The 12,962-nt window shown below is 33.3% G+C and carries 14 protein-coding genes; 11 read left to right on the top strand and 3 right to left on the bottom strand.

The genetic code is table 11. The features are described from left to right. The first annotated feature begins 123 nt into the window (after positions 1 to 123). Together H9650_RS10265 and H9650_RS10260 are read left to right on the top strand one after the other, a co-directional pair. Positions 124 to 723: a lysophospholipid acyltransferase family protein gene (locus H9650_RS10265; RefSeq protein ID WP_144536362.1), complete on the top strand. Its 600-nt coding sequence runs from the start codon at positions 124 to 126 to the stop codon at positions 721 to 723. A 283-nt stretch (positions 724 to 1,006) separates the two neighbouring features. After that, entirely contained in the window at positions 1,007 to 1,804 is a 798-nt protein-coding gene (locus tag H9650_RS10260) for a DUF4097 family beta strand repeat-containing protein (RefSeq protein ID WP_154310782.1), read from the top strand. Between the two features lie 55 nt (positions 1,805 to 1,859). Here the strand turns inward: H9650_RS10260 and H9650_RS10255 are convergent, their stop codons facing one another. Next, positions 1,860 to 2,351: a GNAT family N-acetyltransferase gene (locus H9650_RS10255; RefSeq protein WP_151109792.1), complete on the bottom strand. Its 492-nt coding sequence runs from the start codon at positions 2,349 to 2,351 to the stop codon at positions 1,860 to 1,862. 183 nt (positions 2,352 to 2,534) lie between these two features. Between H9650_RS10255 and H9650_RS10250 the strand changes: the two genes are divergently transcribed. From H9650_RS10250 to H9650_RS10210, 9 genes are all read left to right on the top strand, one after another. Beyond that, entirely contained in the window at positions 2,535 to 3,440 is a 906-nt protein-coding gene (locus H9650_RS10250) for an aminoglycoside phosphotransferase family protein (RefSeq protein ID WP_191697125.1), read from the top strand. A 210-nt stretch (positions 3,441 to 3,650) separates the two neighbouring features. Continuing rightward, positions 3,651 to 5,255 carry a spore germination protein gene (locus tag H9650_RS10245; RefSeq protein ID WP_191697124.1) on the top strand — a complete coding sequence of 535 codons (1,605 nt, stop codon included), beginning with the start codon at positions 3,651 to 3,653 and terminating at the stop codon, positions 5,253 to 5,255. 5 nt (positions 5,256 to 5,260) lie between these two features. Then, the gene (locus H9650_RS10240; RefSeq protein WP_154310785.1) at positions 5,261 to 6,448 is read left to right on the top strand and encodes a Ger(x)C family spore germination protein; all 1,188 of its coding nucleotides are present in this window, start codon (positions 5,261 to 5,263) and stop codon (positions 6,446 to 6,448) included. A 5-nt stretch (positions 6,449 to 6,453) separates the two neighbouring features. Next, positions 6,454 to 6,684 (top strand): hypothetical protein, encoded by a 231-nt coding sequence (locus H9650_RS10235; protein WP_154310786.1) that lies wholly within the window; start codon positions 6,454 to 6,456, stop codon positions 6,682 to 6,684. 15 nt (positions 6,685 to 6,699) lie between these two features. Then, positions 6,700 to 7,827, top strand: a complete 1,128-nt coding sequence (locus H9650_RS10230; protein ID WP_151109802.1) for a GerAB/ArcD/ProY family transporter — start codon at positions 6,700 to 6,702, stop codon at positions 7,825 to 7,827. 111 nt (positions 7,828 to 7,938) lie between these two features. Then, positions 7,939 to 8,520: a hypothetical protein gene (locus H9650_RS10225; protein WP_191697122.1), complete on the top strand. Its 582-nt coding sequence runs from the start codon at positions 7,939 to 7,941 to the stop codon at positions 8,518 to 8,520. A 215-nt stretch (positions 8,521 to 8,735) separates the two neighbouring features. Continuing rightward, complete coding sequence (locus H9650_RS10220) at positions 8,736 to 9,692, top strand: tyrosine recombinase XerC (protein ID WP_191697121.1); 957 nt, start codon at positions 8,736 to 8,738, stop codon at positions 9,690 to 9,692. A 377-nt stretch (positions 9,693 to 10,069) separates the two neighbouring features. Next, a complete protein-coding gene (locus tag H9650_RS10215; protein ID WP_191697120.1) occupies positions 10,070 to 10,936 on the top strand; it encodes a GNAT family N-acetyltransferase in 867 nt (288 codons plus the stop codon). A gap of 437 nt (positions 10,937 to 11,373) precedes the next feature. Beyond that, positions 11,374 to 11,562, top strand: a complete 189-nt coding sequence (locus tag H9650_RS10210; protein ID WP_144536379.1) for a hypothetical protein — start codon at positions 11,374 to 11,376, stop codon at positions 11,560 to 11,562. Between the two features lie 11 nt (positions 11,563 to 11,573). On the opposite strand, the gene H9650_RS10205 is transcribed toward H9650_RS10210, so the two are convergent. Together H9650_RS10205 and H9650_RS10200 are read right to left on the bottom strand one after the other, a co-directional pair. Then, entirely contained in the window at positions 11,574 to 11,774 is a 201-nt protein-coding gene (locus H9650_RS10205; RefSeq protein ID WP_144536382.1) for a hypothetical protein, read from the bottom strand. Between the two features lie 32 nt (positions 11,775 to 11,806). Next, positions 11,807 to 12,697, bottom strand: a complete 891-nt coding sequence (locus tag H9650_RS10200; RefSeq protein ID WP_191697119.1) for a hypothetical protein — start codon at positions 12,695 to 12,697, stop codon at positions 11,807 to 11,809. Between the last annotated feature and the right edge of the window lie 265 nt (positions 12,698 to 12,962).

Raw genomic sequence — 12,962 nt, 5'->3', positions numbered from 1 at the left:
ATTAGTAAGAATATGAATCTAGTAGACAAGTAGATAAGTGAAAATTAAAAAAACCTAGTAATTTCCCGATATTTACTCTACAATTAGCACTAGGTGCTAATCGTAGATAATAAGGTGGGTTATATGTATAAATTTGTATTAAGTATTGCTAAAATAATTGTAAGGATATTCGGGAAAGTAGAAGTGCTAAACAAGGAACTGTTGCCGCAACAAGAAGCATACATTGTTACTTGTACTCATAGGGGCTGGCTAGAAATTGTTATATTAGGAATTGCTATTCCAAGACCAGTTCATTTCATGGCAAAAAAAGAACTATTTGATAATCCGATAATCGGATTTCTTTTACGCAAAATCAATGCATTTCCGGTAGATAGAGAAAATCCTTCTCCTAGCACTATTAAAATTCCCGTTAAACTATTAAAAAGAAAAGAAGTTGTCGGCATTTTCCCAAGCGGAACTCGAAATTCAGAGGGAGCGCCCTTAAAAAGAGGCGCAGTAACTATTGCAAACTTGTCGAAATCCCCGATTGTTCCAGCCTATTATTACGGTCCTCGAACATTGAAGGAGTTAAAAAGAATGAAAAAAGCTGTAATAATGTTTGGTGAACCAATTTTCATAAATGTTCAAAAAAAAGACGAACTAGCTAGCTATACAGAACTACTTAATGAAAGAACAAAATTATTAGAAGAAGAAATACAAACTACATTAGAAAATAAGAAATAATAATCAGACCTAAGCCTTACATAACAAGAGACTTAGGTCTATTTTTAACATTACATATTTTTATTATAATTTGGTAAATGTTAACTTTTGAAGGTTATTAGTAGCAAATAGCTCCTGGATATATCTTGCTTTTTCTAGGTGGAAGTCGATAAAACCATTCTATAACAATAATATGAAGAGCATATATTAAGCTATATACGGCTTAGGTCTTACACTTAAACAGCTCTTCAGACCATTTATATGTTTTTCAAACACACTATAATGAAGTTAAGGAGGGAAATATATGAACTTAAAAAAAATTATTATCTTATGTGTATCAATTTTACTCGTAGGAGCTATCATCAATATTGGTTTTGATATAAAAGGTCTATTTCAAGCAGACGCAGCTAAAGTGTCAACTATAGCAGAGACGTATGAAAATGTGGAGGTTGTATCAGACAATGCTTCCATTACAGTTTTACCTACAACCGATTCAAACACTAAGGTAGAATATACAGGAAATACAAAACAGAAGAAGAAATATAAGTTTTCAGCAAAAGTTAAGGGTGATACTCTTTATGTAGAGTTGTTAGAAAAAAGATGGAATACTTTTCAATTTGGTATTAATTCGGGTAGCACGAAACTAACGATTTATCTTCCAGAAAAGGTTTATGATGATATTAATCTTTCAACTTCAAATGGAAGTATCAAAGCAAACAATATTCAGGGTGATCAACTTATTTTTGAATCCAATAACGGGTCAGTATTACTAGAAGATATCGTTGGGAAAAATGTTCATGCTGAAACGGATAACGGAAAAGTTGCTTTGAAAAATATAGCTGGAATCATTGTGGCTGATTCAGATAACGGTGCGATAAGTCTAGAAACGAAAAATCTTGATCAACATATTAACCTCAGCACTGATAATGGAGCTATTGAAGTAAAGACAGAGAATGAACCGACGAATGCAACTATTCAAGCAAAAAACGACTTAGGCGGAATCGATCTTTTCGGTTCATCTGATTCTTCTATCACTTACGGTAAGGGAGAATATCTCATCAAACTTGATACTGATTTAGGTAGAATTTCTGTTCGAAAGTAGAATAATAAGTGAGCGGACTATGAATTTTCTATTTATAGTCCATTTTCTCATTATATTATTTTTCGGTTTCTCTTTCTAAGCTTATCGTCATTTTCCTGCTGATAGTTTCCATTCCTAACTTTTCATAAAAGGCAATAGCACTTTCATTGAAGTTCCACACATTAAGTTCCAAGGCTGTTGCTCCTTTACTATTTGCCCAGTACGTACACCCTTCAAATAGTACTTTTCCTATACCCATTCTTTTATGACTGCTTTTTACTCCAAAATCGTTTATGTATGCATATTTTCTTGGAGCAAGTGAGTCGAAAGGTGGAGCCTCCATTACCTCCAATATAGCGAAACCTAGGATTTGATTATTTTTTCTAACTACTAATACTTCACTTGCTGGTTCGATTAATAACGATTGAAAGTAATCGTGTGGCATTACTTGGTCGACTCTGCTAAAAATATGGGGTAAAGCTCGGTGGTGTTCATCTTGACTCTCTTTTACTATGGAGTTAACCTCATCAAAATCAGCTATGGTTGCAGTTTCTATTGCAATAGTCATTTTATCTCCAACTTTCAGTAGTTATTTCATTCTATTTTACTAAAGTATTTTTTAAATATAAATAACAATTCTCACAAATTAAATAAGAAGCACCAAAGATATTAGTAATTATTTTATACTTATAAGAGAAACTAATATATTTTAGAAATGGTAAATTAAGAGCTAGAGAATGGAGGTAGGGTTATGGAGTATCCCCAATCGTTTGTGCAAAAGATAAAGGGGGCATTTGGAGAAGAAGGCATACAATGGCTTAGTCATTTACATCAAATCATAGAAGTTTACGAAAAAAAGTGGGAACTAACAATATTAAGCCCGGTAGATAACTTATCCTACAACTATGTATTAAATGTTAAGCAAATAAACGGCTGTCCAGCAATTTTAAAAATCGGTGTCCCCAATATAGATTTTTCAAATGAAATCAACACCCTTGCTTCATATGATGGAAATGGAAGCGTAAAACTTTTGCGATATGAAAAGAAAGATGGAATAATGCTACTGGAGAAAATTATTCCAGGCAACATGCTGTTTGATTTATCAGAAGAAGAAGCAATTGAACAATACGCCACTGTGTGGTCAAAACTCCCTAGGAAGGTAAATCTATCACTTACGACGCCCAATATTAGTAATTGGTTCTCCGCCATTGACCGATATGTAGAAAGTGATTATGACTTTGTCGAATATCCTCCAAAGAAGTTTGTACTTGAAGCAAAGCTTCATTCTCTGGACTTTATGAATCCATCCAATGAATTTCTTTTACATGGTGATTTACACCATGAAAACATCCTTTACTCAGATGAAAAAGGATGGACCGTAATTGATCCAAAAGGAGTGGTAGGTCATCTTTACTTAGACTTCACCTCTTTTATGGTTAATCATCTGCCAAAAAACAAAGATGTAAAACAGGTTCTCAATAATCGAATTAACCGTTTATCAAATCTTTTACACTTAGACAAACAAAAATTAGTTGAAGCTAGTTTCGTAATGGCAACCTTAAGCATGTGTTGGGCAATTGAAGATAATGATTCCTATTGGAGAAAGGCATATTATTGTGCCCAATGTTTTAAAGAACTTCTTATAGAGGATTGTTAATATAATAAGTAGTTGAAAACTTAAAAGTGGACAACAAAGGTTCGAGCACAACTTAAAAAGATGGAGAAAATGAATCATTTTCTCCATCTTTTTGTATTTAGGACTATTTAGACTTACCTAATTTTACTGTATATTGCAGTTTGATTTTGAATAAATAATGCATAAAATGGAAACACTTTTTCGTAGGATACTCACGAAAAGAGGGAAGAAATGTTTTTTTTAAAACGAAAGAAGAAAGTCGTATTATCATCATCGAGCACTGGTGATCGATTTGATTCGAAACAATTCGATAAACAACAATCCCTCAAGCAACAACTTGATGAAAATCTCAAGACTATAACAAGCTCCCTTGGTAATAGTAATGATATTATCATTCGAGAAATAAAAATTGGAACAAACGGAATTTTAAAAGCTGCAATTATATATACAGATGGACTTAGTGATGCTAATGCTATACAAGAATTTGTAATGGAATCATTAATGATTGATTTGAATGATATTCCAATTGGCGAAACTATAATGAATGAATCTGAAATTATGAATACATTAAAGAGTTATGCATTAACTGTTGGAGAATTAAAAGAAGTGAAAGATTTTAATATGTTGTTCACTTCTTTATTATCTGGAAACACTATCTTATTGATTGATGGTGCAGAATTAGGTTTTATAATCGGGAACAAAAATTGGCAGCAACGTGCGGTAGCAGAGCCGACTTCACAAACTGTCATAAGAGGTCCTAAAGAAGCTTTTACAGAAAATTTAAGAGTTAATACTGCCCTAATCAGAAGAATTATAAAGGATACAAATCTATGGATGGAACAAGTTGAGCTAGGTACTAGGACCAAAACCAATATTGCCATTATGTATATTAACGGAATTGCAGAAGAGTCTGTTATTAAAGAGGTTCATGCACGTTTGAATGAAATTAATATTGATGGAATATTAGAGAGTGCTTATGTCGAAGAATTAATACAGGATGAACCCAACACCCCTTTTCCAACAATCTATAATACGGAGCGACCTGATTCTGTAGCTGCTTGCTTGTTAGAAGGTAGGGTAGCAATTTTTGTAGATGGTTCTCCTTATGCTCTCATAGTGCCTACATTATTTGTGCAATTTTTTCATTCGCCAGAGGATTTTTATCAAAGACATTGGATGGCTACTTTTGTTCGATTATTGAGATTTTTCGCCTTTAGTATATCCTTGTTATTTCCCGCCATGTTCATAGCCTTAGTAAACTTTCATAGAGAAATGTTACCTACTGAATTATTAGTAAGTATAGCTTCTCAAAAAGAAAATACCCCTTTTTCTACCCTTACTGAGGTAGTCGTGATGGAAATAGCTTTTGAACTATTAAGAGAGGCTGGTCTCCGGATGCCTCGAGTTATAGGATCTGCAATGTCAATTGTCGGGGCTTTTGTAATAGGAACAGCAGCAGTAGAAGCTGGGTTAATATCTGCGGTAATGGTAATTGTAGTCTCGCTCACTGCAATTGCTAGCTTTGTAGCACCAACCTATAACATTGCAATCTCAGGAAGATTACTACGTTTTGGTTTTATATTATTGGCTGGTATGTTCGGATTATTTGGTATTGTACTAGGACTAATTTTGTTGATACTTCATTTATGTCATCTTAAATCTTTCGGAATCCCATATATGTACCCATTTGCGCCATTTCATTTAGTTGGACAGAAAGACACTGTATTGCGTTCACCTCTTCAGAAAATGACTCATCGTTCTTCCTACTTTTCTAAGAATTTGGTGAGACAGCATGCTCCTAGCACTAAAGAGAAAAAGAGTAAGGGGAAAACATAAAAATTATGATAAAAAAAATGTCCTTAATGATTTGTTTATTGTTACTTTCCGGGTGTTGGGATAAATCTGAGTTAAATGAAATAGCAATAGCATTGGCTATTGGTATCGATTTAATAGATGATGAATACGTGGTAACAGCTCAAGTCATTGTACCATCAGAACTTTCTCAAAATGGGGGGACTGGGAACTCGCAAATTACAATGCTGAAAGCAAAAGATAAAAGTGTACTTGGGGCAATTAATAAAGTCACCGAAGCTTCACCTCGAGCAATATATCCTGGTCACCTTCAAATATTAGTCTTTGGTGAAACATTAGCTCGAGAAAAAGGAATTGTAGAGACAGTTGATTCATTCACTAGAAATTGGGAGGTTCGGTCTGATTTTTTTATTGCTGTAGCAAAGGATACTAATGCAGAGGAGATATTAAAGGTACAGACCCCTCTTGAAATTGCTCCTATTCATATGTTTTACAGCATCCAGCAAACTGCCCAAAATAGTGGTAAAAGCGTAAGGATTTCATTAATCGAAATTGCACAAGAATTAGAGAAGGTTGGAAAACAACCAGTATTAGCAAAAGTAGAATTAAAAGGGGATACAAAAAAAGGTGCAAGTAAACAAAATTTAGAAGGGATAAATCCAGAGGCCCATCTTAACATGTCAGGACTTAGTGTATTTAAAAAGGATAAATTAGTTGGATGGTTAGAGCAAGAGGATACAGTCAATTTTAACATTATAACGAATCATCTAAAATCAACAGTAGATACTGTTTCTTGTCCTAAAGAAGGAAATATTGAACTAAGAATAAACAAGGCTAAATCCAAATTGAAAGGCAATGTTATCAATGGTCAGCCAAAAATTGATATGAACATAAAATTATCAGGAAATATAAATGCAATTGCTTGTGACATTGATCTCCAAGATGAAAATATCATTAAGGAATTAGAAACAAACTACGAAAAACAACTGAAAGCCTCTATGCTAAAAACAATAAAAAAATTACAGGACGAGCATCATTCAGATATATTCGGTTTTGGGAGGACTATATATGAAAATGATCCAAAGGGATGGAACAAAATAAAAGATCAGTGGACAGAGGAATTATTCGCAGAGCTGGAAGTAATTATTGAAGTGGAAGCAACAATAAAAAATACAGGAATAACCAATAACTCTCTTTTGGGTAATGTAAAGGATTAAATTGAATGGTAAATAGCTTAATTATCATATCTATTGGGGCATTAATCATCAAATTGGATTTACCTTTATTGAAAAATAAATCAGGGAAAAAAGAGAAATTTTTATATTGGATTTTATTTTTTTTAGGATTGGGTCTTTGCTTTTTTATAGCATTCAGTATTCCAATTCCATTAGCAGATTTTTTGTCCAAATTATTTAAGCCTATTAGTAATTTACTTATGGACGAAAAATTGTAAAGAAAGGAGCGAAATATTATAACTTCCTATAACATAAATTCATTTCAATTTTTTGTGCTCGTTCTTTTTTTTACAATTGGTTCTAGCATTATATTCGTTCCGTCACATCTGGCACAGCATTCAGAGCAAGATGCCTGGATAGCTAGTATTATGGGAATACTGGGGAGTATAGTAATTGTCTATATGTATACCTTATTAGCTGGCTGGTTTCCAGGTTTAAATTATATTGCTATTAATAAGAAAATATTTGGAGGTTTTCTCGGGTCTATTTTTTCTATTTTCTTTATTATTTTGGTAATCATTTTCGCTGCAATATTACTGGCAGATGCGGGTTCATTTCTCACCACACAGATGCTACCTAAAACACCTCCGGTTATTATTAATGCCTTACTCGCATTATTGGTGGTAGTAGCTCTTAGATTAGGATTGAATACACTTGCACTTTCTGCAGAAATATTATTATTTATATTTCTCATCTTCTTTTCCTTTCTAGTGCTGTCTACTTTATCAATAGTAGATACACATAATTTATTGCCAGTGTTTCAGAAAAATATTGGCACTTTAGCAGATTCCTCTTTATTTTACATTGTAATATCCACTACCAATTCACTCGTTTTACTTATGGTTTACCCTTACGTTTCAGAAGGCGTGAAGAAGGCGAAAAAAGCTTATCTTTTCGGTAACTTTGTAGGGGGAGTATTAGTATTTATTGTTACTATCTTGTGCATTGCTGTACTAAGTGCACCTTTAACCTCGAGATTGACTTATCCAAGCTATTACCTTGCAAAACAAATTACGATTGGAGATGCAGTAAGCCGTATTGAAGCCTTGATGGCTGGTATTTGGATTATTAGTATATTCTTGAAGTTATGTTTATATTTTTTTGCTGCAATATTTGGGATTGTCCATCTTTTCAGATTGAAAAATTATAAATTACTTTGTTATCCCATTGGAATAATTGTTACCGCTCTTTCCATAATCATATTTCCAAATGTAGTAGTGCAACGAAATTTTGTTGGGAGTACTGTCGTTTCTATGAGTATTTTTGGCTTTTTATTCATCCCAATCTTAATGATGCTTGTGTATTCTATCCGCAGAAAATCATTAAAGGCACAAAATAAAACACTTGAAACAGATCCGTGATGAGTTAATTCATTGCTGGGTCTTTTTTTATTCCAATTTTTAAAAATTTATTGTTTACTACGTTCTACTCAGGGAAACCAATTAATAATGATAGGAAAAGGGGGGAAGAATATGAACGCTGCAATCCAATATAACGGATTGGTATTACTTTATGGCTATCTTCAAAGGTTATACGTTCATGAAAGAACAAAAGGGCTGCTTGATAATGGAGCTTTTAACGTGGAGAAAATAGATATTATTACACAACATTTAAAGAAAATACATGACATTACAGATGTATTTGACAACAATAAAAAATTAGATGAAACAAATCAGGCTTTGTTGTTAGACATAGCTAATGTTTGCAGCGAAATGTCTGATGAATACAAAAATGAAATCTTAAATAGCAAAACCTTTAAGGATGAGCTCGCAGTAGTTGCCTCTACCATTTACGCCGAGGAGCATATAAATAATGGAATCATAAAAATGGGCGAGTTATTTAATCCAGAAATTCAAGATCGGTTCATGCAACAAATATTATATTACAGAAATCGAGTAGCACTTGTAAATGCTGTAGTACAAAAAGAAACAGAAGGCAAAGAGATATCAGAAAAAGAAAAGGAACAAATAAAAAATTGGTATGTGGAAACTTCGCAAACCTCTAGTTACATGAAAAAGGATTTTGATTCCATTAAGGAGTACATTCAAAGCTAAAAAGAGAATTATACTAGATTAGATTGAGAGCTCCCTTCAAGGTAATTATACGGAAATGATTTTCTAAAGTACTCTCAGAGCCAATCTCAAGCATTCATAAAAAACGACAAAAATCCTAAATAAAGTAAAATATTTAAAGAAATTTTAAAAAGGTTCCCAAATTCATATTTGGGAACCTTATTTTGTGATAAAATGGGTGTTATGAGGTGAGCGAATTGCAACGAGAAATCCCAAGATTACTTAAGGACTTTTTAGTATATTTAACAACAATTAAAGGGAAATCTCCCCGTACGAGAAAAGAGTATGAATATGATATAAGTTTGTTTCTTCGATTTATTAAATCATTGGATGATGATATACCAGCTAGGAAAATAGACGAGATAAACATAAAAGATGTTACCATTGATCGAATACGTAAAATTACATTAGAAGATTTATACATGTTTATAGAATTTTGTGAGATACAAAGAAACAATAGTGCTGCTACAAGAGCAAGAAAGGTAGCTACTCTAAAATCTTTTTTCAAATATTTAAAAGGGAAAAGAAAATTATTGGAGGATAATCCTGCTGATGAGCTGGAAAGCCCCAAGATAGGAAAAAAATCTCCTATTTACATGAACCAAGGAGAGGCAGAGCAGTTTATAGCAGCTATCAAGCATAGCAACCACTATTACCGTAACTATTGCATGGTAATACTCTTTTTAAATTTAGGACTCCGAGTATCGGAGCTATGTGGCTTAGACATTAATTCGATTCATGATCGAACACTTCGAATTGTAGGTAAAGGAGACAAGGAGCGCACGGTATATTTAAATAATGCCTGTCTCAGCTCTATTCGCAATTATTTTGAAAAGGAAAGATCATCTATACATGGGGCGGATAGTAATACCGCTTTATTTTTATCCCAAAAAGGGACACGCCTAACTAGACAAACTGTGGCTAAAATTATTAAACAGATCAATATGGATTCTGAACTAAAAAACGATAAAATCACCCCACATAAGCTGCGCCATTCAGCTGCAACCATTATGTATAAACACGGAGCTGATATTAGAAGCCTGCAGCAAATTTTAGGTCATACAAGTGTCTCTACCACTCAAATCTATACACATGTTGAAGATAAAGAGATTCAACATGTTTTGGAGAGTAATCCATTCAATCAAACTAATTAAGAGGTTTACATAATATTATTATGTAAACCTCTTTCTATAAATCCATAATTCAAACATTGTATTAACTTAACAGCAGGGAGTTTATACATTCAAATATTCCTTTTTAATCATGTAAAAGTATGCAGAACGAAATAAGGACTGGATATTACAACTTACTTAGCAACTAGATGTGTTGATCTTATCTCAATGTAATCAAAAAATTATTTAAATAGAGGAGGATAATGCTCTTAATTTGTCAAATAGAATTCTTAATATATTTTGGTGATTATACTTTAGAAATAAAATTGGCATTTAATACAAACTACTTCAACCAATGATGCTGGAAATATGGGTTATAGAGCATTAGTAGAATCATCGATAAAGGGGAATAATATGTAATGGAAATAAAAACATTAGCTAAATGCACTTTAGATGAGATCACTGAAGCATGGAATAAAGGATTTGAAGGTTATTTATTGCCTGCTACGATGGATACTCACTCATTAATCAAGAAAATAGTAGGTGAGGAGCTTTCGACTGATTTTTCTATCGTCGGTTTTATGGAAGGCAAACCAGTTGGCATTATTTTAACTGGCATGAGGGAAGATGGCGGCGAAAAAGTAGCCTGGAATGGTGGAACAGGTGTCGCTCCTTCCTATAGAGGCAAAGGAGCTGCAATTAAAATGATGGAAGCACTTTTTGAAATCTATCGGAAAAATAATGTTTCAACAGCTACTCTTGAGGCACTTGAAAAAAATGAAAGAGCGATCGCTTTATATAAAAAGTTAGGATATGAAGTGAAGGATTATTTATTATTCATAAGTAAACAGATTAAAAGCGATGAATTTCCCTTGCAAAATAACAAGTGGACAATGGAAGCAGTTTTACCTGAACAACTTGCTAAAATTGATTTCTATACATCAAATATTCCATGGCAGTGCCAGTGGCAGAGCCTCAAACACGGGGAATCCTTTGTTGTTAAAGATCAGCTGGGAGGCAGTGTAGGCTATGGTCTTTACAAAAAAGTGATAAATGCAGAAGGCAAGGTTGAAAAGGTCAACATCTACGATTTGAATTATCAACCTGAAAAAATAAATAGTACAGAATTTACGAGGAAGTTTATATCTTACTTAGCAGCAAGTATGGAGAATTCGATTGAACTATCGACATTTAACTTTCCATCAAATAATCCTCTAGCAGAAGTTCTTATGGAGATTGGATTTGAAAAGAAAATTGTCCAAGTATATATGGAGAAGCTGATGTAATACCATTGCCCATAAATATACAAAAGAAAAGCGATTTCTTATATAACTAAAAACGGTCTCCATTTCTCATGAATTGAATTTGAGAAATGGAGATTTTCGTTACTCGAATCGCATACATCTGCTTAAAATGAAAGAAAAGTGATATTTCTATGCTTTTATTCTAATAGAACTTCTATGTAGTCGGTAGCTTAAAATATCAAGAATAACCACCCTAGAGGGGGGCATTCCATTTTCCACTTCACTTCAAAATAAGTACTGCACCGATGTCCATCACAATAGAATTCCATTGATCTATTTAAATCAGCTACCACTAAAATAACTATAATAATATTATGTAAACTAATTATTATCTTCCATATAATGCAAGCAAGTACATACGTCTAATTAACATAACTGAATATACTACAAAAGGAATATGTAGAAAACGAGGGGAAGCAATGAAAATAAGGGATATTTATGAGCGACTTCTAAGGGGAGAGAAGTTCAAAGGAGTAAATGAAATAAAGTTAAACCACTTACCCGTAAAACGACCAGCAGATTTGGTTGGGCCTTCGCCAATTATGCAGGAGATAGCTGAAAAGCACTCCAAACATTTTAAAGAAAAAAATAGAAAGTACCCACTTTGAACAAGTGGGTACTAACTGTTGTTTTGAAAATAAGTCATTCTCTTTACTAGCGGCTCGGACTTGTTTACATGGATTGGTTTAACTAAATCTCCGGTTATTGCAGCAGTCTTTACAGGTTTCGAACTTTTTTTTGTCGTATTGAATCTACCCAGTTTTCTTGCTGCCCGATTTTTAACATCCTCGGTGCAAATAGGTACCTTTTCACTTAGCATACTCAACACTCCTTTAATGTATAAATTATATTTTATTGGTTTTCAATTGATTCTGAGTTAGTCAATGCCACCATGTATTCAATATTTTCAATATTTTTGGCAATTGTTTTATGAAGAAGCTCAAAAAGATATTTATCAATAATATCAAACGAGTAAGTAAAGCTTTCAATCACTGTCGTAAATTCTAAATTGTCATATGCAAAATAGTAAATTAAATAATTTTTCTTCCATACATTTAAGTCATCTGTCCTATTAAATACTACTGCCTCTCCAGTTTCCTTTGATTCGTCTATTAGGTCCACAAACTTTTCAGGGGTGTCTCCTGTATACACAGCAAAAGAAAACGCACCGTTGATTGGTTGATTTTTGTAACCGATTTGTGTCTCCTCTAAAAAATATTCTAAAACCTCTTTAAAATCGATTGCCGACCTGAATAAGAACTCCAGAGTTCTTCCAGAGGCGTCGTCACCTGTAAAATAAGCCATGAGCTTTGCTTTTGTACCACTGATTTCCACTGTTTCAATAGCGGCTTGCTCAATATTATCTACTTCAAATTCTAAATTCAAAAACTTAAACCTTTTCAATCTCTTAAAAGCAACTGGGATTATTAAAAATAATAAAAACCATATAAATAGTAAAAAGAGTCCTCTAAAAATGACTTGGTTAAAATTTGATTCAACAAAGGGTTTTATAATAAGTGAAAAAGCAGTTTCTTGAACAGTTTGTACTGTATTAGAATTATCTACCTCGATTTCCTGAAGAAAAAATGCTTTAGGGTTCTCCTGCCATGTCGAAATGCCAATGATCAGGGAGGAGGTGGCCATCCACACCAAAATTAACAGAATTCCTATCGTATAAATATAGGGAATCATCATGTTTATCCATTGAAAGAGAGTACGTTTTTCTTGAAAACGGGAATTCATATGGGCTACGCCTCCGTCATATAAAACGAGTTGTATATTTGTTTTATCAATTGATTGTATGTGACAGAGCCCAAAATATTACCTGATTCCTCTTTATCATATGAAAGGTTGCTCCAAAAATTGATAGTAGCGATAGAATAATAGAATGGAAAAATTTAAGGGGGGGTGACCTAGTAGCTAAAAATGCATTTAATGTGCTATTATCCAGACATGCGAGAACAACGGACAGACCATAGACATAAAATAACGTTAAAAAAGATGGTGA

It is taken from the genome of Psychrobacillus faecigallinarum (genome assembly GCF_014836595.1).
Classification (GTDB): domain Bacteria; phylum Bacillota; class Bacilli; order Bacillales_A; family Planococcaceae; genus Psychrobacillus; species Psychrobacillus faecigallinarum.
This window is presented reverse-complemented; position numbering and strand designations above follow the sequence as displayed.